Source organism: bacterium, assembly GCA_040755755.1.
Classification (GTDB): domain Bacteria; phylum SZUA-182; class SZUA-182; order DTGQ01; family DTGQ01; genus DTGQ01.
Map to the genome: position 1 here is coordinate 39,418 of JBFLZW010000044.1, position 21,132 is coordinate 60,549.

General features: G+C 41.0%; 20 protein-coding genes. All 20 read left to right on the plus strand.

Annotated features, from left to right (window positions below; translation table 11 throughout):
• Positions 1–13: 13 nt before the first annotated feature.
• The 20 genes from rfbF to AB1611_14105 all read left to right on the plus strand — a co-directional run bounded on the left by rfbF (position 14) and on the right by AB1611_14105 (position 21,023).
• Positions 14–790 carry a glucose-1-phosphate cytidylyltransferase gene (rfbF, locus tag AB1611_14010; GenBank protein ID MEW6380706.1) on the plus strand — a complete coding sequence of 259 codons (777 nt, stop codon included), beginning with the start codon at positions 14–16 and terminating at the stop codon, positions 788–790.
• Complete coding sequence (rfbG, locus tag AB1611_14015; GenBank protein MEW6380707.1) at positions 784–1,905, plus strand: CDP-glucose 4,6-dehydratase; 1,122 nt, start codon at positions 784–786, stop codon at positions 1,903–1,905. Before rfbF ends, rfbG begins: the two co-directional genes overlap by 7 nt.
• Positions 1,866–3,101 carry a class I SAM-dependent methyltransferase gene (locus AB1611_14020; protein MEW6380708.1) on the plus strand — a complete coding sequence of 412 codons (1,236 nt, stop codon included), beginning with the start codon at positions 1,866–1,868 and terminating at the stop codon, positions 3,099–3,101. Before rfbG ends, AB1611_14020 begins: the two co-directional genes overlap by 40 nt.
• Positions 3,098–3,637 (plus strand): dTDP-4-dehydrorhamnose 3,5-epimerase, encoded by a 540-nt coding sequence (gene rfbC / locus AB1611_14025; protein MEW6380709.1) that lies wholly within the window; start codon positions 3,098–3,100, stop codon positions 3,635–3,637. Before AB1611_14020 ends, rfbC begins: the two co-directional genes overlap by 4 nt.
• Positions 3,634–4,665 (plus strand): ATP-grasp domain-containing protein, encoded by a 1,032-nt coding sequence (locus AB1611_14030; protein ID MEW6380710.1) that lies wholly within the window; start codon positions 3,634–3,636, stop codon positions 4,663–4,665. The genes rfbC and AB1611_14030 overlap by 4 nt, the downstream gene beginning before the upstream one ends.
• Positions 4,658–5,926, plus strand: a complete 1,269-nt coding sequence (locus AB1611_14035; protein ID MEW6380711.1) for an NAD-dependent epimerase/dehydratase family protein — start codon at positions 4,658–4,660, stop codon at positions 5,924–5,926. Before AB1611_14030 ends, AB1611_14035 begins: the two co-directional genes overlap by 8 nt.
• Positions 5,916–6,737 (plus strand): TylF/MycF/NovP-related O-methyltransferase, encoded by an 822-nt coding sequence (locus tag AB1611_14040; protein ID MEW6380712.1) that lies wholly within the window; start codon positions 5,916–5,918, stop codon positions 6,735–6,737. The genes AB1611_14035 and AB1611_14040 overlap by 11 nt, the downstream gene beginning before the upstream one ends.
• 101 nt (positions 6,738–6,838) lie before the next feature.
• Positions 6,839–7,960: a DegT/DnrJ/EryC1/StrS family aminotransferase gene (locus AB1611_14045; protein MEW6380713.1), complete on the plus strand. Its 1,122-nt coding sequence runs from the start codon at positions 6,839–6,841 to the stop codon at positions 7,958–7,960.
• 21 nt (positions 7,961–7,981) lie between these two features.
• Complete coding sequence (locus tag AB1611_14050) at positions 7,982–9,514, plus strand: oligosaccharide flippase family protein (GenBank protein ID MEW6380714.1); 1,533 nt, start codon at positions 7,982–7,984, stop codon at positions 9,512–9,514.
• Complete coding sequence (locus AB1611_14055; protein MEW6380715.1) at positions 9,489–10,379, plus strand: glycosyltransferase family 2 protein; 891 nt, start codon at positions 9,489–9,491, stop codon at positions 10,377–10,379. The genes AB1611_14050 and AB1611_14055 overlap by 26 nt, the downstream gene beginning before the upstream one ends.
• 47 nt (positions 10,380–10,426) lie before the next feature.
• The gene (locus AB1611_14060) at positions 10,427–11,233 is read left to right on the plus strand and encodes a DUF268 domain-containing protein (protein ID MEW6380716.1); all 807 of its coding nucleotides are present in this window, start codon (positions 10,427–10,429) and stop codon (positions 11,231–11,233) included.
• 39 nt (positions 11,234–11,272) lie between these two features.
• Positions 11,273–12,160, plus strand: a complete 888-nt coding sequence (locus tag AB1611_14065) for a class I SAM-dependent methyltransferase (GenBank protein ID MEW6380717.1) — start codon at positions 11,273–11,275, stop codon at positions 12,158–12,160.
• A gap of 89 nt (positions 12,161–12,249) precedes the next feature.
• Positions 12,250–13,632, plus strand: a complete 1,383-nt coding sequence (locus AB1611_14070) for an O-antigen polymerase (GenBank protein ID MEW6380718.1) — start codon at positions 12,250–12,252, stop codon at positions 13,630–13,632.
• Between the two features lie 34 nt (positions 13,633–13,666).
• Positions 13,667–14,359 (plus strand): methyltransferase domain-containing protein, encoded by a 693-nt coding sequence (locus tag AB1611_14075; GenBank protein MEW6380719.1) that lies wholly within the window; start codon positions 13,667–13,669, stop codon positions 14,357–14,359.
• Between the two features lie 87 nt (positions 14,360–14,446).
• Positions 14,447–15,787 (plus strand): radical SAM protein, encoded by a 1,341-nt coding sequence (locus AB1611_14080; GenBank protein MEW6380720.1) that lies wholly within the window; start codon positions 14,447–14,449, stop codon positions 15,785–15,787.
• Positions 15,788–15,880: 93 nt separating this feature from the next.
• Entirely contained in the window at positions 15,881–17,074 is a 1,194-nt protein-coding gene (locus tag AB1611_14085) for a glycosyltransferase (protein MEW6380721.1), read from the plus strand.
• 53 nt (positions 17,075–17,127) lie between these two features.
• Positions 17,128–17,901: a glycosyltransferase gene (locus tag AB1611_14090; GenBank protein ID MEW6380722.1), complete on the plus strand. Its 774-nt coding sequence runs from the start codon at positions 17,128–17,130 to the stop codon at positions 17,899–17,901.
• A 55-nt stretch (positions 17,902–17,956) separates the two neighbouring features.
• Positions 17,957–19,159, plus strand: coding sequence for a glycosyltransferase family 4 protein (locus tag AB1611_14095; GenBank protein MEW6380723.1), 1,203 nt, complete (start codon positions 17,957–17,959; stop codon positions 19,157–19,159).
• A 171-nt stretch (positions 19,160–19,330) separates the two neighbouring features.
• Positions 19,331–20,524 (plus strand): ISL3 family transposase, encoded by a 1,194-nt coding sequence (locus tag AB1611_14100; GenBank protein ID MEW6380724.1) that lies wholly within the window; start codon positions 19,331–19,333, stop codon positions 20,522–20,524.
• A gap of 196 nt (positions 20,525–20,720) precedes the next feature.
• The gene (locus AB1611_14105) at positions 20,721–21,023 is read left to right on the plus strand and encodes a glycosyltransferase (protein MEW6380725.1); all 303 of its coding nucleotides are present in this window, start codon (positions 20,721–20,723) and stop codon (positions 21,021–21,023) included.
• The last annotated feature ends 109 nt before the right edge of the window (positions 21,024–21,132 follow it).

The following is a 21,132-nucleotide window of genomic DNA, read 5'->3' on the forward strand; positions in this document are numbered from 1 at the left end:
CAGGGGGGCATGTATGGATGTTGTAATCCTGTGCGGTGGTTTTGGCACACGCCTTCGCGAAGAAACTGAGTTTCGTCCCAAACCAATGGTCAATATCGGCACTCGCCCGATCCTCTGGCACATCATGAAACATTATGCTTATTATGGCCATAAAAGCTTCATACTTGCCTTAGGCTATAAGGGTACAATGATCAAAGATTACTTCTTCCATTATGAGATCATGAATAATGATGTAACTCTTGCCCTGGGAAATCCTGAAAAGACCCGCATTCATCAATCTCACGAGGAAAATGGATGGACGGTTACTCTTGCAGATACGGGTAATGATGCACTCAAGGGCGCTCGTTTAAAAAGAGTAGAAAAATATATAACAGATAACGAGTTCATGATGACGTACGGTGATGGTCTGGCTGACATAAATATTGACGATCTTGTGGCTTTTCACCACCGTCATGGAAAACTGGCTACCGTAACGGGTATCAAAGCTACTTCGCGCTTTGGAGAGCTCAAGGTTAAAGGAAACCAGGCAATAGCTTTCCATGAAAAACCGGAAAATGGCAGCGGCCTTATCAGCGGTGGATTCTTCGTTTTTAACAGACGTATTTTTGATTATCTTCTGCCTGATGATAATTCTGATTTAGAGTGTGGCCCCCTGGAACAAATAGCACGGGAGGGAGAGCTTATGGTCTACGAGCATAAAGGATTTTGGGCCTGCATGGATACTCTCAGGGACATGGATTACCTGAATAATCTTTGGAAGGAAAACAGGGCCGCATGGAAGGTATGGTAACCGAAGCCTTTTGGAAAGGGAAACGGGTTCTCATCACCGGGCATACCGGTTTTAAGGGATCCTGGTTATCGCTCTGGCTCAAGATGCTGGGTGCCGAGGTCATAGGGTATTCCCTTTCTGCCCCGACAATCCCCAACCTGTATGAACTGGCCGGGGTAGAAAAGGGGATGATTTCCATCAAAGGTGATATCCGGGATCTCAATCATTTGAGAAAAGTGATCGAAACCCATCGGCCGGAAGTTGTTTTTCACCTGGCAGCCCAGTCCCTGGTGCGGCGCTCGTACCAGGACCCGATTGAAACTTATTTTACTAACGTTATGGGCACCGTTTACCTTTTAGAGGCTGTTCGCCGGGCAGGTAATCCGGGTGCTGTTATCAACGTGACAAGCGACAAATGCTATGAAAATAAAGAATGGCTCTGGGGATACCGGGAAGACGACCCTATGGGAGGATTTGACCCATATTCGAGCAGCAAAGGCTGTTCGGAAATAATAACCGCAGCCTTCAGGAACTCTTTCTTTCATCCGCAAAGGTTTGATCACCATGGTATCGCCCTGGCATCGGTGCGGGCAGGTAATGTCATCGGTGGAGGGGACTGGGCCCAGGATCGTTTACTCCCCGATATTATGAAAGCCCTTCTTGAAAAGCGCTCGTTTCGCATTCGCAGCCCTCAGGCCGTTCGTCCCTGGCAGCATGTATTAGAACCACTCAGCGGCTATCTCATACTGGCTGAAAAGCTTTATACCAATGGCCCGGAATATGCGGAAAGCTGGAACTTCGGGCCATCAGATGGTGATATCAAAACTGTATCCTGGATCGTGGAATATATCGGCCAAAGGTGGGGCCAGGGCATACGCTATGAATTGGATAATGCCCGTCACCCGCACGAGGCCAATTATTTAAAGCTTGATTATTCAAAAGCTAAAATGAGATTAGGATGGACACCGCGGTTGAGTATCGAGCAGGCCCTGGAGCTTACTCTGGACTGGTATCGAGCTTATCAAAGTGATCCGTCATCTGTTTGCAAACTTACGGAATCACAAATCAATCATTATCATTCTTTGGTGGTGAGGACATGGGAAACAAACAATGCCGTTTTTGTGCTCAGCCATTAAGGTATTCTTTTGTTGATTTGGGAATGTCTCCCCTTTCGAATGCTTATTTGAAGGAGGAAAATTTACAGGACATGGAGCGATTCTATCCGCTCCATGCCTACGTGTGTGAAAGCTGTTTTCTGGTTCAGTTGGAAGAATTTGAAAGCCCGGAAAATATTTTCCGTGAATACGCCTATCTTTCTTCTTATTCCGATACCTGGTTGAAGCACGCTCAAAACTACACGGAACTGATGATTCAGCGCTTTGGATTGAATCCCCCGCAGCTCGTAGTCGAGTTGGCCAGTAACGATGGTTATCTTCTTCAATATTTCAGGGAAAAGGGGTTCACTGTTTTGGGGGTGGAACCCGCAGTGAATGCAGCCAGGGTGGCGGAAGAAAAGGGGATCCCTACCGTGACCGGATTTTTCGGCGCAAAAGCGGCCAGGGAACTGACTGAGGAAGGCAAACAGGCTGATTTACTCGTGGGCAACAATGTGCTGGCCCATGTACCTGATCTCAATGATTTTGTAGAAGGAATGAATATTATCCTCAAACCTGCGGGCGTGATTACCCTGGAATTTCCTCACCTTGTGCAATTGATGGCAGGGAGGCAATTCGACACTATTTACCATGAACACTTCTCCTATTTTTCATTCACCACCGTGGAAAAGGTATTCGATGCTCATGGGCTTACCCTGTTTGATGTGGAAGAGCTGCCTACTCATGGCGGATCCCTGAGGATTTACGCCCGGCATAAGGAAGATACATCCAGGTCCTTAACCGAGCGGGTCGCCGGGTTAAAGCGCCGGGAGGAGGCTTTTGGCATAGCAGATCTAAACACTTATCAGAATTTTGCTGAAAGAGTAAAAGAAACAAAGCGGAAAATTCTCGATTTCTTCATTTCTGTCAAGGGAGAGGGCAAGCGGATCGCCGGTTATGGTGCTCCGGCCAAAGGCAATACCCTTCTCAACTATTGCGGAATAGGCACCGATTTTTTAGATTATACCGTGGACCGCAGCCCTCATAAGCAGGGTCACTTCCTGCCGGGTACTCATATTCCCGTTGAACACCCGGACAAGGTAAGAGAAACAAAACCGGATTATCTGGTCATTCTTCCCTGGAATCTCAAGGATGAGATCATGACCCAGATGAATTCCATTCGAGACTGGGGCGGTAAGTTCGTGGTACTGATACCGGAAGTGGAAGTAATTTCATGAAGTTCACGGAAACGAAGTTAAAGAACGCCTATGTTATTGAGATTGAACCCATACGAGACGAACGGGGTTTCTTCGCCCGGAGCTGGTGTAAAGAAGAGTTTGAAAAACAGGGGATCGATTTTACGATCGTTCAGTGCAACATTTCATATAACGAAAAGAAAGGCACACTTCGGGGGATGCATTATCAGATACCTCCTCATGAAGAAGGCAAGCTGGTATGCTGCACGAGGGGTGCCATCTACGATGTGATTATTGATCTGCGGCCGCTTTCCCCCACATATGGGCAATGGGATGCTGTTAAGCTCCATGCTGAACATCATACCATGGTATATATTCCGAAAGGTTGTGCCCATGGTTTTCAAACCCTGGAGGACAAAACCGAGGTTTTTTATCAGATGTCTGAGTTTTATTATCCGGAATGTGCAAGAGGAATAAGGTGGGATGATCCATCGTTTATGATTAACTGGCCATGGACAAAAAAACGAACTATTTCTAAAAAAGATATAAATTATCCTTTGTTTGAGGATCCCTTATGAAACCCAAAAATAAAGTACTAATCGCTGGAATTGGAGGTGCCTCTTTAGGTACAGAGATATTGAAATGTCTCCTATTGACCGGACGTTATCAAGTTTTTGGGTGCGACATTTCTGAATTCGCTTATGGACATTATCAAGAGGGATTCAATAAGACTTTTTTAGCTACCCCCCACGACTATATTGAATCGGTGCTAGAGATATGTTCCAAAGCAGATGTGGATTTTATAGTTCCTGGCGGGGAAGAGCCTATGGCCTTACTCAGTACATCTGCTAATATATTTACAGATAAAGGAATCCATTTGGCAATCAATTCGCCGGCAATTATAGAGAATTTTTCTAATAAGAAAACCACTTTTGAAATTTTATCCCAACTCGGTTTCCAATTGCCCTTAACTAAGGTTGTCACAGAAATCAGTGACCTGGATGAAATGCCTTTCCCTTCTATAGTGAAACCGGCTACTGGTTCAGGAGGAAGTAGTTTTGTTTTTCTGGCTGCCAACAAAACTGAAGCGGCAATTTATACCCAATATCTTCTTAAAAATGGGAAAACCCCCTTGATACAAGAATACATTCCTGAAGATGAAGGGGAATTTACTGTAGGAGTTCTTTCACTTCCAAATAAAGAATTGGTCTGTTCAATCGCTTTAAAGCGTGTATTTAACGTTAAATTGTCAATATCTTCTAAGACAAAGAGCGGATTAATTTCTAGTGGATATAGTCAAGGTCTTATCGATGATTTTCCAGAGGTACGGATGATAGCTGAGAAGATTGCTGCTGCAATACAAAGTAGCGGCCCGCTAAATATCCAAGGCCGACTAAAGAATGGTGTTTTGATCCCATTTGAGCTCAACCCCCGGTTTTCGGCTTCCACTTATTTACGGGCCATGGCGGGAATCAATGAAGTAGATATTTATTTACAATATGTTGCTACTGGTCATATTGAGAAGCCTTTAGAAATTCGTAAAGGGTACTATTTTAGGAGCCTGACTGAGGTTTGTGTTGATAAGGGAAAGATCAAAAATGATTAAATGGATAACAGATAGATTAGGTACATCTGCTAAAATAGATGCGGTTGAACACCCAAACATTCATATTGTCGATGTTCGAGACATGGTTGATAAGCTAGGTAATTCTATCGATGAGGTTAAGAAAAAGATTGAGGAGGTTATCAATCCTTTAAACCAGGGGAAAAGAGTTGTTATTTGTTGTGATTATGGTATGTCGCGAAGCAATGCAATTGCTGCTGGCGCATTGGCAAAAATTTCACATATATCCTTTAATGAAGCAGTAGGCAAAGTTATGTCAGCTACATCTGAAAAGGCAATCAAGATTGAAGTTCTCTCTGTTATACGTAAAGCCCTTGAAAATGCTGTACCTGATAATACAAATAATAACCCGTTCTTAAAAAAGAGTATTTTCATGACCGGACGTTCTGGGTTTATTGGTACTTCTTTGCTTCCTTATCTTCAAACCTGCCACAAAATATTTGCTCCTGAACGGGAGAAACTAGACCTTATAAAGGGGCCGGTTGAGTTAGACCTTATGGTTAAGGAAGAAGGCATCGATACAATAGTGCACTTAGCAAATCCGCGTATTTACACCTCTCATGAAGCAATGGGAGAAACCCTGCTATTGCTGAAAAATGTCCTTGACGTTTGTCGTGAAAATAAAGTCAAATTGATTTACCCCTCTAGTTGGGAAGTATATTCAGGATATCGATCGAAGTATTTGTTGGCAGCAGAGTCTTTGCCATCTTTTCCCAAGGGAACTTATGGAGAAACCAAGTATCTTTGCGAAACATTGATCAAACAGTATCAACAACTGTATGGTATTGATTATGTTATATTACGCTTTAGCCCAATCTATGGTTTAGGCAGTGATAGACCAAAATTTATATATAATTTTTTGGAAAAGGCCATTCACAATGCTGAAATCACAACACATAAATATATGAATGGCTTTCCTACATTAGACCTTCTTTATATTGATGATGCTATTTCTGCTTTAGTTAAGGTTATTGAGACAAACTATATCGGTTTTTTAAATTTTGGTACTAGTACAGGAACATCGACGACCGAAGTTGCCCAACTTATCATCAAGGAATTAGGCTCAAAAAGTATAGTCAAGCACAGGGAAATCGAAGATTTTGCTCCAAACATTGTGATGGATACTACGCGAGCAAGAACAGAGATTGGATGGCAACCTAAGATCAGAATTGAAGAGGGCCTTCAACAGATTATAAGTGGTTTCTGCAGAAAATATAAAAGGGGATATCTGAATGGAAAATGAAATAAGCAAGGGAGGCTCTAACGGAAGAATAAAGATGACAAATAAATCCAGTGAGCAATACTCGATGCTAAATCCAACACAACAGACTGAGAAAGATTTTGAATACGCCAAAGGCATGGATCATTATTATGCGAGTAGTCTTGGCACCAATATGGACAAGCTGCGACACTTCAATAAGTATGTACCGAGGCAGACGCTCAGTATGTTTCTCGCCAAACATGCCCTATTTCAGCGAGTAATCGGTATTCACGGCCATATTATCGAATGTGGCGTATATCTCGGCGGTGGCTTAATGACTTGGGCGCAACTCAGCGCAATCTATGAGCCTGTTAACCATGTCAGGCGTGTGGTTGGTTTTGATACATTCACAGGTTTTGTCAATATACATGATAAGGACAAAAGTGAAAATAACCTTAAGTACTCGGTTGAAGGCGGACTGGCTACCAATGCATATGACGACCTTCAGGAATGCATCCGGCTGTACGATTTGAACCGCCATATCGGGCATATTCCACGGGTCGAGTTGGCAGTAGGCGATGCTATACAAACGATCCCTGAGTACGTACAGAGAAACCCGCATTTGGTCATTGCCTTGCTCTATCTTGATTTTGACCTGTATGAACCAACCAAAGTCGCTATCGAAACTTTTTTGCCTCGGATGCCCAAGGGGGCAGTATTGGCCTTTGATGAGTTGAACCAGGCATCCTGGCCAGGCGAAACTTTGGCCGTTTTAGAAACAGTCGGCCTGCGTAATCTCCGGATTGAAAGATTTCCATTCACATCGGCACTTTCATTCGCTATTCTTGAATGATGAATGGAAAGTAACTCGACTTAGGAAATGTTACAATGGAAATATGCTTCCCATCACTGTGGCACTAAAGATGAATACCCAAGATGCATAAGAGACTAATTATGGAACGAATTTCCGTATCTGGACCTTGGATTACGCAAAAGGAAATCGACTATGTCACCGAGGCAGTGACTAATGCATGGTACGGCAATGCCAATGTCTATCACGAGCGGTTTGAAAAAGCCTTTCGGGATTATTTAGGAGTTCGCTTTGCCATTGCCCTGCCTTCTTGCACTTCAGCGATACATCTCTCATTATTGGCACTTGGGATAGGATCGGGAGATGAGGTGATTGTCCCGGATGTGACATGGATCGCTTCATCGGCCCCCATTACCTATGTCGGGGCAAGGCCGGTTTTTGCTGACGTCGATCCCAAGACCTGGTGTTTATCTGCTGATTCATTCGAGAAATGCATAACGCCAAAGACCAGGGCAGTAATTCCAGTTGATTTGTACGGCAACATGCCGGATATGGACGCTATTCAAGGCATAGCAAGGCGATATGGCATAGCGATTATCGAAGATGCGGCAGAGGCGATAGGCTCCGAATACAAAGGGAAAAAGGCAGGTAGTTTTGGAGACTCAGGCGTTTTCAGTTTCCATGGTTCCAAAACTCTTACTACCTGCGAAGGTGGAATGCTGGTCACTGATCGGGAGGATATTTACCATCGTGCACTCGTACTGCGGGACCACGGTCGCAATCCGGGCGACAAGATGTTCAGGAATACGGAAGTGGCTTATAAATACAAAATGAGCAGTATGCAGGCAGCACTCGGTCTCGCTCAATTGGAGCGCATCGAAGAACTGGTTTTCCTAAAACGCCAAATTTTTGCCTGGTATAAAAAAGAATTAGATGGCCTTGGAGGGATAACCCTTAACTACGAAGCATCCAACACAAAAAATACCTATTGGATGATCACCGTAATCCTCGACAAAAAGTTCAGAAAAGATAAAAATCAGCTAATGGAGTTAATGAGTGAAAAAAATATCGATTGTCGCCCTTTCTTCCATCCTCTAAGTTCCCTTCCTGCCTATGAAAATTTTGAGCAGGCTCAACAGGCCCGTATCCGTAATAAAGTCAGCTATCAAATCAGTCCGTATGGGATAAATCTCCCATCTGGCATGGATATGACCGAAGTGAAGGTCAGATACGTTTGTGATGTCCTGAAGAGCATTTTACAGTAACTCAAGCAGTGCTTAAGAAATATGTCTCCAATAAAACAAAATATCATAGCAAATTTTGGAGGTAAAGCTATTTCTGCTTTGCTGTCTCTGGTTCTTGTACCTCTGTACATAAAGTTTATGGGCATTGAGGCTTATGGACTGGTGAGTATTTGTTCATCTTTGGAAGCTTTTTCTAATCTGTTTGATATGGGCATGAGCGCAACCATGAATAGGGAATTGGCAAGGCTTTCGGTAATGCCGGATAAAGCCCATGAGATGCGTTGCACGGTTCGAACACTGGAAATTATATATTGGAGCATTGCCATTTTTGTTGGTTTGGCAGTGGTTAGCCTTGCAAGACTTATTGCCTATTACTGGATTAAGGGAGTGGATTTGTCACCCGTGGCAGTCCAACAAGCAATAATGATCATGGGCGGAGTAATAGCTTTCCGATGGCCTCTCACTTTTTATTCAGGCGGTCTTCATGGTCTTCAAAAGCAGGTGTTATTAAATGGCATAGATGTTGGCATCGCTATTTTGCGTGGACTTGGTGCCGTTCTTATCCTCTGGAAGATTTCCCCTACTATACAGGCATTTTTTACCTGGCAGATTTTCACAGAAATGATTCACTCTTTTATGATGGCTGTCTTTTTATGGCGCAACTTGCCTAAAAGTGGTCATCGTCCTCATTTTCAGAAAAAATCATTGCATCGTGTCTGGCGTTTTGCGGCAGGAATGTCCGGCATTTCTATCACATCCATTATTCTTATTCAAATGGACAAGGTTATTTTGAGCAAGGTATTGCCTTTGAAAATGTTTGGGTACTATACTCTCGCTTCAGTTATGGCAAGCACCCTATATAAATTTATCACCCCTATTTCCAATGCTGTGTTCCCTCGATTTTCTCAATTGGTAAGCCTGCATGATCAAGACAGATTGAAAGAATTATACCACAAAGGCTGCCAATTTATGTCGGTAATGATCCTGCCGGCTGCGATAGTGGTATCACTTTTTTCTTCAGAGCTCTTGCTTCTCTGGACGGGTAATCCAGGAATCGCAGCAAACGCGCATAGCATTCTCAGCCTTCTGATCATAGGCACTGCCCTTAACGGATTAATGAATCTTCCCTATGACCTCCAAATAGCCAATGCATGGACAAAACTTGCATTGTATACAAATATCATTGCATCCGTTGTATTTGTTCCCATGATTTACTTTCTTGCCACTCATTATGGCGCAGCCGGAGCAGCAAGTACCTGGGTTATCCTTAATACCGCTTATGCGTTTATTTGTATTCCGATTATGCATTCACGCTTGCTTAAAGGGGAACAATGGCGATGGTATCTTAGTGATGTGGGAATGCCCCTCTTGGCTGCTCTATGTATAGCATCACTATGGCGACTATTTGCTCCAAATGGATTGTCGAGATATATGATGTTTATTCATCTAGTTGGCGTTTCAATCACTACTTTGTTTACATCAGCTATATTCGCCTCTTTCACCCGTTCCTGGATTATTCAAAGAGTGATTAAGCTTAATAAGATGTATTATGGAGGAGCATCAATTGCAGGATAGTGATCATACACCCCAGGTCAGCATTGGCATGCCAGTGTATAATGGAGAAAAATTTATAGGAAAGGCTCTTGACTCTCTTCTTCGCCAAACATTTACTGATTTTGAGTTGATTATTTCAGATAATGCTTCGACTGATGGGACAGAGGGGATATGCAGGCATTATGTTGCAAAGGATTCAAGGATTCGATATTGCCGACAATCACAGAACAAAGGGGGGAGTTGGAATTTTAACTTCGTTTTACACGAAGCCCAATGCGATTACTTTATGTGGGCAGCATGTGATGATTCCTGGGACAAAAATTTCATAAAAGATTGCGTTAATTTTATGGATAATCATACTGATATAGGGATTGTGTTTAGTAAGTTTTGGGTAACATCCAGGATGTATCCAATTATTAAAATGAAACGATTTCCTAATATGTCTTTTCTGTGTAATGAAGATCCATTCATCCGCGTTGCTAAGTATATAGAGCTTGAAGAAGCTACGTATAAGTCCAATGTGATATACGGCCTTTGGAGGAGAAGTATTGCAAAACAAACAATCGATGCCTTTGATGGTATGAAAGTAGATAACGAGACGCCCTATATAGTTTTCTTTCTAACCAGGCATAAATGTTTTCAAATACCTCGTATCCTTTTCTATAAAACATATAAAATGTTTCCTCCCGGACATTGGTTGGGTACCTTTTTATACAAGTCTGTTAGTCAGTGGAGGTATGGCCACTTAAGAAGAGATAACTGCATTAAACGTTTGGAAAGGCATTTTGAGGTACTACAGATGGCCATTAAAAGGGCTGGGGTATGGGATAATAACTACGAGAACATGCTCAATGAGAACTATGCACGAGCAATGAAATGGCTTTGAAAAGTATAACGCCACAAGTTATAGTAAAATATATGGAAAGACAATAAATGAAAGAAAAGATTAAGCATCAATTAAGAATCCCATACAGCATAATGGTACTATTGGGTTTTGATCCTCGTAAAACAATCCATGCTATAAGAAACTTGCCATTCTATTTGTATGATCTTAAGATCTTAAAAAACCAGCAAGCTTTTACCAAGAATTCTTTTCCATTTGGAAAGTTTTACCCCATTTTTGAAGAAAGGACTATGGAAAGCGGTTCAGCCAAGGGACATTACTTTCATCAGGATTTGTTAGTTGCCAGAAGAATTTCCTTAAACAACCCGAAAATCCACGTAGATGTTGGTTCTCGAGTTGATGGGTTTACTGCTCACGTAGCTTCATTTCGATCAATTGAAGTAATTGATATTCGTCCGCTATCAAGCCACATACCAAACGTCCATTTTATGCAGGCCGATTTAACAAAAAACCTTGAAAAGGATTTAATTGACTATTGCGATTCATTATCATGCCTGCACGCAATAGAACATTTCGGGTTAGGAAGGTATGGAGATCCGGTTAATTACGATGGACATCTTATCGGATTAAAAAACCTATACAGAATTCTCAAGCGATACGGGAAATTATACATCTCTGTCCCGATTGGTCCACAGCGGATTGAATTTAATGCACACAGGGTTTTTTCAATCGTTTATTTGCTCGAATTATTCGTCGGTAAATACCAAATCGACCGCTTTTCATTTGTTGATGATAGAGGGGACTTGCATGAAAACGTTACACTGACCGACGATGGAATTGAGAATAATTTTGGGTGCAACTATGGATGCGGCATCTTTGAGATGACAAAGCTATGAACTGAGATATTTCCATGGTTAATAGAAAGGAATATCCTCATGGTGTGCAAGTACACCAAATTAGATGATTGGGTAAAAGAGCTGATTGTTGATCCTCTCAGCAAAGAGCCTCTCTCTATTAAAAACACTGGAGACTACTTAATAGCACCTTATGGTCGGCAATACCCGATTGTAAACGGTATTTATGACTTGCGCCTCTTAAATAACAAAACAACAAAAGATCAAAAAACATGGAAGAAGGGGCAGGTTTGGTTTGAACGCTGTACCCATAGCCTTGCAGCACATGATCTTGAACAAGATTATGTAGCTCAAATCAATGGGGTGAGGGAGGTCTATGAAAATATCCCTATAACCGGTCGATGTCTCGATGTCGGAGGAAATGATGGCCGTCTTCGTGCATTTCTCGACCGCAATCAGCAATATGTTTCTTGCGATCCTTTTTTGGGTGTATTTGATAACATTGAAAGCAGGAAAAGTTTACTTAAGGCATATCCGTTTCTGAAAGATCCTGTAAACTTTATTTGTTGTGATGCCGAGCATTTGCCTTTTCGATCATCCTCATTTGAAACTGTTCATATGCGCTCTGTGATAGATCACTTTCTCAATCCAGAATTATCTCTGAATGAAGCCTACAGGGTATTAACAGATAATGGTATTTTGATTGTAGGCTTATATGTTCGTGGAGGGAAAACAGGTAAGGTTGATTTAATAACACAGTTCAAGGAGATTGTCAGAGCAGTTCTTCCTCTTATTGGAATAAATAACCATTCCGATCATCATATATGGCATCCAACATATACCGAGTTGACAAATTTAATAAATGAATGTGGTTTCTCTATATCCAAGGTACACTGGCAAAAGGCTCATGACGCAGTGTGTTATATAGAAGCGAAAAAACGGCTGGGCACATATGCAATGGTAACCTGACATTGTCGAGTTAATAGCTATAAGAAATAAGTCTGGTTGCCAGAGTTTCCTAAAAATTAACCTGCTTATTAATTCTCATGAAAAATAGAATGAAAAATAGAAAATTATTTTTTTATATATTTATAATATATTTAATATTAACATTATTATTTTGGGTTCAAGATAAACAAGCTGGCATTTTATTTGCCATATTATCTCCAGTATCAGGCTTATTTCTGTTCATAGCGATCCGTGAAAAAGGTATAACAATTTCAATATTCACGCTATTTTTCTTTTTAGCTCATGGCATAGAGCCTGCCTTTTTTTTCTTAGATAAAGAGAACTATACTTACTATGGCTGGGGCGCAGTAAAAAATTTTAATTTTGAGGTGCTTGAGTTTTTAAATATATACATTTTAGTATATATTTTGATGGCTTCCATATTAATTTTTTTTATAGGATTAAGGAAAATTTTATTTCCTTTGGATAAATCGTTATCTTCTTGCAATATAACAAAAATAGATGATATACTTAACATAAACAATAATATACAAAAAAAAATTTTATTCCAAATTTTATTGATAATATTTATATCGTTAGTAATACCGATAAGTATTGCCATGTTTAATAATCAAATAGGAATTCTTGGCTTACCTCAACATAGGCTTCCATTTAAATTGACAGGGGCACTTTATTTTTTCAGAAGCTTGCTCGTCCCAGTTATAATTTTTTATTTGTACGGGAAATCAAATAGATCAACATTATTAAATCTGATTGTATTAATCTGTGCTCTAATTGCCGGTCTTTCTGGAGTAAGTCGTTCCACTCTAATATTTATCACCTTGCCGACATTATTTTATGCTTTTAAAGATAGACAGTACATTAGATTAGTTATCATATTTATTTTTATTTCAATCGGATATGAGGTTATAACTTCTTCAAGACTCATTGTATATTATTCTTATAGCGGAATAAATTTTTTTGACTTAATTTTTAGCCCAGAACTCCTCCGTAACATTACCTGGGATATTCCTTTGAAAATATTTAATAATATTTGCGGCAGGTTATGCGGTGCGCAGAATGTTGTATTGGCCTATCAGTATGTTATTGATGGTCGAATTTCTGCTATAATTAAGTACTTTTCTCTTCAAAGAGTAATAAAAGACGAAGCATTAGAATTTTATGGCTTCATTTTGCCCCCCAATATGGCTATAGGCGTCGGTATAGGATTCATTCCTATGTTAATATTGCTAGCAAATAAAAATATCTTTGTATTGATCTTATTAGGGTTAATTACCGCTTTTTTATTATTTTTAGCTGAATGGATGGTAAGAAAGCTTTTATCATTCAAAAATAACCTCTCTTTCTTAGCTTACCCATTAAGCTTTTTGATTGTTTATACACTTATTTCTTCGTTATCGAGCATATTTTATTCTTTTTTACTCATCTCTATCATGATCAATATCTTCCAGCACGTAAGACGTCCTTCATAAGAGTACAAAATAGTATTAGAGACGGGAGGTTAACATGCTCAATAAAATCTTCAATTTTAATCAACATAACCGTGACCAGTGGGTAGCGCGAAAGGCTAAGGAGATTCCTGTTGGAGCTAGGGTACTGGATGCTGGAGCAGGGGGGGGACGATATAGGTATTTATTCTCTCATTGCGATTATAAAACACAGGATTTTTGTCAGTTGCCAGGTTATAAATATGGAGAAATGGATTATATTTGTGACATAATCGATATTCCCGTCTCAGATGAATCCTTTGATATTATCTTGTGCACTGAAGTTCTTGAGCACGTACCAGAACCAATCAAGGTGATCGAAGAATTCTCTCGAATTTTACGGCAAGGGGGCAGACTTTTATTGAGTGCACCCCTGGGATGCGGAATCCATCAGCAGCCTTACATTTTCTACGGAGGGTATACACCCTTCTGGTTTGATCGTTTTTTCCCTAAATATAGCTTAAAGCTTATGGAAATTACCCCAAATGGAGGTTTTTTTAAACACTACGGGCAGGAGTCGACGCGATTTTTAACGATCTTGTTTCCAGATAATACATCATCATCTGCCAGGATATTAACCCTGCCATTAAAAGTTATGCTGGCCTGTTATTTCCGCGTGTTGATGCCGTTTGTTTGCCATTATTTAGACAGAATGGACCTAAATCATCATTTTACTGTTGAATATTTTGTCGAAGCGATTAAGAGAGGATGAAAAGTATAGGAGTAATAGAGATAGTGTCTTGTCTGTTTATCCTGAAGAACAAAAAAACTTGATCAGCAAGGTATAAGGGATTGGAAAATGAAAGATCGTAAAAACATTCTGTTAATGACATCCCCTGCTCCGAAATTTTCTCCTTTTTCAACCAAAGAAAAAAAGCCTCCTCTCGGATTAGGTTTTTTAATGGCTGTATTGAAAAAGGATGGTCATGTTATACACTTTAGCGATGAATACTTACGGCGTTCAAATAGTATAGAATCGGATTACTTACAGAAAAATAATATCGATTATGTTGGAATATATTCAAATACAGTATGTTTTAGTGAGACAGTTAAACTTCTTGATAAAATTCAAAAACTAAGAATAGAAAAGAAATGGAAAGGAAAACTTATTGTCGGTGGACCGCATCCTTCGCTCATGCCACATGATTTCCCAGATTATGTAGATCATATCGTTATAGGAGAGGGTGAAAAAAAGATAATAAATATTGTTGAAGAACAGGAAAAAGATAGAATCCTTTATGGAGAAAGAATAGAAGATCTTGATTCATTGCCGAGGCCTGCTTGGGAAGAATTTATAAAATTACCTTATAATTGGACAGATAACTTTGTAAATTCTCACTCTGTCTTTACGCTAAATACAAGCAGAGGCTGCCCTTTTGGCTGCAAATTCTGTTCTGTTAAAGGCATATGGGGAAAGACATACAGAACAATGTCCCCTGCAAGGGTGTTTGAAGATATGATTTTTCTCAAAAAAAATTATAACGCAAAATGCATCTATTTCAGGGAAGATAATTTCACTTTGAATAAAAAGAGAATTATAGAACTATGTAATCTTCTTATCAAGAACAATCAAAAAATTGATTGGCTATGTGAGACAAGGGCGGATAGTCTGCAGGATTTTGAATATGTTGACTTGATGGCGAGATCCGGGTGTAAGGTATTCTATATTGGAGTTGAAAGTGGCAGTCAAAGGATGCTTGATTTCGTAAAAAAAGGGGAAACAATTCAACAATTCATAAATGCCTTTGACAATGCACGTAGAGCAGGTATCAAAACATATGCTAGTTTCATATTTGGGCTGCCTACAGAGACCAATGAGGATATTAAATTAACCAAGCAGTTGATAAAAAGAATAAAACCAGACTTTGTCGGGAAAAATGTATTTGTTGGCTTACCTGGGTCCGAACTTTATCAGTATGCAAAGGACCATAAAATGTACGAATATGAAGATGAGAAAGGATTATTATTTTTAAAAGGACATAACTCAAGAGTAAATAAATATTATCGATGCAATCCTTATTTTAAAATGCCGCCAACAGTTTCAAAATATGAATGCATTCTTTATGACTTGTGCATAGAACCTATCAGAAAGATCCTGAGATGCTGCATTAATATTGGTGTCTTACCCACTTTTCGGTAGATAGACTCTTAATTAAACAAATACCTGCGAGAACAGGTGGATTTCATAAACGGCTGAAAGGCGGCCATTTCAGATGCAGAAAGAATAGTATCAATGCCATCAATAAAGAATAGCCTCAAAAAAATTTCATTACTGTACGCCATTAATAAATATTGGAAGGCAACCCTTTGTAATCGTCGCTATGTCTCTTTACAGGCATATTATAAAAAATTAGCTGCCCGAAAAAAAATTTATTACCGAGAGGCTGATATCCCGTGTTTGGTAGCAGATATATTTGCTAGACGAAACTTCCATCCCATGCCAGTGCCCAAAGGGGAATTAAGGATACTTTATGTGGGCACTGTTGCTGGTCAGGATTTTGGAGGAATTATCCAGGGCCTGAGAAAGTTTGGAAAGGTTACCCCCTTTACACACAAATCGGGTAAATATGGCCAGTATTATGGAAGCATAGGAAAGGATAAGAGAAGGGAAAACGGCACCCGGCTGTTAGAAATGGTTCAAGAAGCTCAAAAGACAGACCCTTTTCACCTTGTAATTGGACAGATGTGGGCTTATTCCATGTCTCCAGATGCACTTCAAAGAGTCCGCCATCTTGGTATCCCCGTTGTTAATATCTCAATGGATGATCGGCATGCCTTTTATGGCAAACGGATCAATGGATGTTGGTCAGGCACTGCTGGCCTTATCGGCGCTATTGATCTTGTCTGCACTGCTGCGAAAGAATGTTGTCTGTGGTATCTGGCAGAAGGATGTCCCGCCATTTACTTGCCCGAAGCAAGTGACCCAGAGTTATTCAGACCCCTCTCTGAACCAAAACAATACGATGTTTGCTTTGTAGGGGCGAATTATGGAATACGGAGTAAGATTGTAAAGGCAATAGAAAAAAAAGGGGTACATGTTACCCGCTATGGAAATGGCTGGCCAAACGGAAGAATAGATATAGAAAAAATACCCGGACTTTTTGCCCGATCCCGAATTATTCTGGGAGTTGGAACTATTGGTTATTGCTCAGATTTTTATGCCTTAAAGCTGCGGGACTTTGATGGACCTATGTCAGGAAGTCTCTATCTCACCCATGACAATCCTGATCTGTATGAACTGTTTGATGTTGGCCGTGAGATTGTAACCTACCGTACCCCTGATGAATGCGTTGATAAGGTACTCTATTATCTTCACCACTTAGATGAAGCCCTGGCAATAGGAGAGGCTGGCAGGAAAAAGGCGGTCAGGGAACACACGTGGGAGAAGAGATTTGAAAAGATGTTAAAAGTTATCGGTCTAAGATAGGTGTAGATCTCGTTTCCTTAACCGGTCCATAACCGAGTGACAGGAGTATGCTAATGACGACTATCTCTGTTATTATGTCCGCGCATAATGAATGTGATTATATAGGTGCAGCTATCCGAAGTATTCAGCAACAGGACATGAGTGACTGGGAACTCATAATAATAGATGACGGTTCTACAGATAATACCTATAATACCATAAAGCACCTGCCTGAAAAGGATCCACGCATCAAACTGATGAGAAATATCCATAATCTTGGTTTGGCTGCTAGCCTCAATAAGGCTCTTGCCAATGCCAGAGGCCAGTTCATTGCACGTATGGACGGAGATGATGTGAGCCTACCCACGAGGTTTAGCCATCAGTTGTCATTTCTCCAAGAACATCCGGACATAGATGTTCTTGGAGCAGGAATGATAGAAATTGATTCGAGGGGGCACCCCATACGCGAAACCTATTGTCCAGAAAAGCACGAAGAAATCATATCCCATATTTATAAGGAGTGTCCTTTCATCCACCCAACAGTCATAGCCCGCCGTGAATTCTTCGACACATTGGGCGGATACAATAAGACCCTCCGTCGAGCACAGGACTATGATTTATGGCTTCGTGGGTATAAGCAATTCAGGTATCACAACCTACAGATGCCCTTAATTTATTATCGCCGATCGGCTTCAGATTATCGGAGTTCGGCGTATTCATCATATGTTTTATGGCGCGCAGTCAAGCGTGATAAACGGCTTCTTAGCCACGGCTGGTATGCTTTGCGCCCTCTGCTGGCAGCATTACTTATGACTGTCCAAAGGAAAACATTCCAGACCAGGGAGTAAAAGCTTGAATTTTGGAAAAGATCGATCAGATTGAGCCATCGAGGGGATAGATTGAATGAACTGTATTGTAGCTATTGAAGAGCGATTTACGCTTCGCGATGGGAAGCCTGCTTCCCCTGGTTATTCATACGAACGGTTCTGGAGGCGCTATTTAGAGGTTTTTGAGTCTGTAATTGTTGTAGGGCGGTTGTCTCATAGAGAAGATCTATCTGCTGTTCCCATAGAGGGGAAAGGGGTCAGATTTTTCCCTCTGCCAACCTATATTGGCCCTTGGCAATATTTGCAAAACCTTGCTGAACTTAAACGCAAAATTAAGCTATTGCTTAAACAAGAGCAGAAGGCAATATTGATTTTACGCTTGCCAGGGATTATCGGCGGATTGATATGGGGAGAGATCCATGGCACAGGACGACCATACGCCGTTGAAGTGGTTGGCGATCCTTTTGATGTGTTTGCGCCAGGTGTAGTGTCTCATCCTTTGCGGCCGTTTTTTCGGTGGTTATTTACCTGCCGTCTTAAGCAGCAGTGTATTGAGGCTTCTGCTGTCAGTTATGTGACTGAAGCGAGCCTGCAACGACGGTATCCTCCCTCGCCGGGTGCCTTTTCAACGTATTATTCGGATATTTACCTAAATAGTGCTTTTTTTGCCTCAACACCCAAAACTGTCTTAAAACGAAAAAAGGATTCTTATATCCTTATTACAGTTGGATCAATGGCTCAACTTTATAAAGGCCAGGATGTGTTGATCAAGGCGGTTGCAATGTGTGTGGCAAAGGAATTGGATCTGCACTTAGTTCTCATTGGAGATGGTCGCTATCGAAAGATCTTGGAAAAGCAATCCAAGGCTTCCGGACTAAGTGAACGGGTAAGTTTCCTTGGTCAGCTTCAGGCAGGTGAGAGTGTGCAGCGAGAGCTGGATCGTGCTGACCTTTTTATTCTACCATCCCGCACAGAAGGACTTCCCCGGGCCATGATCGAGGCAATGGCACGAGGGCTGCCATGTATTGGATCTGCTATAGGTGGCATTCCAGAGTTATTGCCACCAGAAGACCTTGTTTCGCCTGACGATGCAGCAGGTTTGGCTGGTAAGATTCAGGATGTGGTGACAAATCCCGAACGTATGGCTCACATGGCGGCCCGTAATCTCGAGAAGGCGCATGAGTATCGAGAAGAGATGCTGCGTAATCGGCGAGTTATGTTTTATCAAAAAACCAGGGAGATAGCTGAAAGATGGCTGGATGATGCTGTAAAGAAGTAACTCCCGCTACCCGGATAAAAAGCTGAAGAATGGTTGGCGGAAAAAAAGAAAAATGGCTCAACCATATTCATTGTGCTCAATAGCTTGATAACTAATTGATTGTATGGTAAAAATCTATTATTTCCTATTTCTATGAATTTTAGTTCCATATTTGGGGGGAAATGATAGATCATGATTCAACTTATAAATAAGATACTTGGGCTTAAAGAGTTTCGTGTTAACCGCGTTGAAGTTCTCAAAGATGAAATTGACATTTATATGGAGATAAAGGCAAAAAAGGGGCGCTGTCCACGATGCGGCAGTTGTAGTAAGAGTGTGCATCAGTATCATAAGAGAAAAGTAAGGGATTTGGATATATTGGGGAAGAAGTGTTACTTGATATTTGAAATCAGGCGGTTTGACTGTGATTTGTGTGGAAAGCCTTTCACTGAGCGGCTTCATTGCATTGATTTTGATAGTGAATATACTAAGCGGTTCGAAGAGTGGGTAGTAAAATTGTCCCGCAATAGTGCCTTGGAGCATGCAGGAGAGCTTCTGGATTTGACCTATGAGAGAGTAGAGGGGATATTCTTCAGGGCCATAAGCCGTGAGGTAGAAGCCAATAAGAGAAGGATCTTCAAGAAGATAGGCATTGATGAGATAAGTATGAAGAAGGGAAGAGGGCAGTATATTGTAATTATCAGTGATTTGAGTCGAGGCTGTGTCATGGGGGTCCTGGAAGATCGCAGTAAAGTCAAGGTCAAAGAATGGTTTCAAGGTTTGAGCACCAAGCAGCGAAGAAAGATCAGGTGGGTAGCCATTGATATGTGGGATGGCTACTTTTATGCGGTCAGAGAGGAAATCTGCCATGCAAAGATCGTCATTGATCGGTTCCATGTTCAGAAGGCCTTTGGCGAGCAGATTGACAAGGCTCGCCGGAGCATTCAAAGTAAGCTGAGTGAGGAGGACCGTAAGGAGTTGAAGGGGAGTAGGTGGATCATCCTGAAACCCAAGGAGAGCCTGACAGAGGAAGAGAAGGCTACTCTTGAGAGCATATGCCAGAAGTATCCGGAACTGAAACAGCTTTGTGATTTGAAAGAAGAGTTTCGGGATATTTATGAGAATAAGACTCTGAGTCCTATGAGCGCGCGGCAAGCGTTTGATAAGTGGCAAGAGAAGGTAAGGGCTTTGGGGATCGCAGTCCTGGATAACTTTCTGAATACTCTGAATAATTGGTATCGTTGGATCTTGAACTATTTTGGTATTCGCCTTACCAGTGGTGGCGTAGAAGGGATAAATACTAAGATTAAGTTGCTCAAGCGCACTGGATTTGGATTTAGGCGCTTTGACAAATTCCGGCTGAGAATCTTTGGAGCCTGTGGATAAATTTCCACATTCCATTATAAGGGATTTATCAGAAAATGAATAACTGAAGAATGCCAATTTAAAGTTATATCTCATATCATATACTGAAAAGTTAAATTTGTTGCCTTAAAATCAGATAATTTGTTCAAAAGGGGCCTCTGGAACCTTGAGAATTTTTATTACATTAGACTGTTTATCAAGTTGATGCACACTCAAAATGGTAGAGCCAGAAAAATTAAAGGTTCTCCATCTCGTTAAAACATCTACCGGCGCACAATGGGCCTTACGCCAAATGCGTGAGTTAGTAAGCTTAGGGATTGAGGTACACGCTGCACTTCCACCTGAAGGACCATTGGTAGATAAATATAGGGCAGTCGGGGTATTGGTTCATCCTCTCGAAACGGATTTTTCTTTTAAGGCCCCTGGCCGCAGTCTGAAAATATTATCTGATTTTCGCAAATTAGTAGCTCATATCACTCCAGATATTATCCATAGCCATTTCGTGATTGTGATAATCTAAAATTCCCCCATTTTAGGGGTTTGTGACAACGCAAAATTCCCCCACCCCTGACTGAAGTTTCCGGTATTATATGGGCAGAAAAAAACTAAAGACCATGATACCGGAGGCA

Coding starts and splice junctions, on each gene's coding strand:
- rfbF (MEW6380706.1), top strand. CDS start 14: ATGGATGTTGTAATCCTGTGCGGTGGTTTTGGCACACGCCTTCGCGAA.
- rfbG (MEW6380707.1), top strand. CDS start 784: ATGGTAACCGAAGCCTTTTGGAAAGGGAAACGGGTTCTCATCACCGGG.
- AB1611_14020 (MEW6380708.1), top strand. CDS start 1,866: ATGGGAAACAAACAATGCCGTTTTTGTGCTCAGCCATTAAGGTATTCT.
- rfbC (MEW6380709.1), top strand. CDS start 3,098: ATGAAGTTCACGGAAACGAAGTTAAAGAACGCCTATGTTATTGAGATT.
- AB1611_14030 (MEW6380710.1), top strand. CDS start 3,634: ATGAAACCCAAAAATAAAGTACTAATCGCTGGAATTGGAGGTGCCTCT.
- AB1611_14035 (MEW6380711.1), top strand. CDS start 4,658: ATGATTAAATGGATAACAGATAGATTAGGTACATCTGCTAAAATAGAT.
- AB1611_14040 (MEW6380712.1), top strand. CDS start 5,916: ATGGAAAATGAAATAAGCAAGGGAGGCTCTAACGGAAGAATAAAGATG.
- AB1611_14045 (MEW6380713.1), top strand. CDS start 6,839: ATGGAACGAATTTCCGTATCTGGACCTTGGATTACGCAAAAGGAAATC.
- AB1611_14050 (MEW6380714.1), top strand. CDS start 7,982: ATGTCTCCAATAAAACAAAATATCATAGCAAATTTTGGAGGTAAAGCT.
- AB1611_14055 (MEW6380715.1), top strand. CDS start 9,489: ATGGAGGAGCATCAATTGCAGGATAGTGATCATACACCCCAGGTCAGC.
- AB1611_14060 (MEW6380716.1), top strand. CDS start 10,427: ATGAAAGAAAAGATTAAGCATCAATTAAGAATCCCATACAGCATAATG.
- AB1611_14065 (MEW6380717.1), top strand. CDS start 11,273: ATGGTGTGCAAGTACACCAAATTAGATGATTGGGTAAAAGAGCTGATT.
- AB1611_14070 (MEW6380718.1), top strand. CDS start 12,250: ATGAAAAATAGAAAATTATTTTTTTATATATTTATAATATATTTAATA.
- AB1611_14075 (MEW6380719.1), top strand. CDS start 13,667: ATGCTCAATAAAATCTTCAATTTTAATCAACATAACCGTGACCAGTGG.
- AB1611_14080 (MEW6380720.1), top strand. CDS start 14,447: ATGAAAGATCGTAAAAACATTCTGTTAATGACATCCCCTGCTCCGAAA.
- AB1611_14085 (MEW6380721.1), top strand. CDS start 15,881: ATGCCATCAATAAAGAATAGCCTCAAAAAAATTTCATTACTGTACGCC.
- AB1611_14090 (MEW6380722.1), top strand. CDS start 17,128: ATGACGACTATCTCTGTTATTATGTCCGCGCATAATGAATGTGATTAT.
- AB1611_14095 (MEW6380723.1), top strand. CDS start 17,957: ATGAACTGTATTGTAGCTATTGAAGAGCGATTTACGCTTCGCGATGGG.
- AB1611_14100 (MEW6380724.1), top strand. CDS start 19,331: ATGATTCAACTTATAAATAAGATACTTGGGCTTAAAGAGTTTCGTGTT.
- AB1611_14105 (MEW6380725.1), top strand. CDS start 20,721: ATGGTAGAGCCAGAAAAATTAAAGGTTCTCCATCTCGTTAAAACATCT.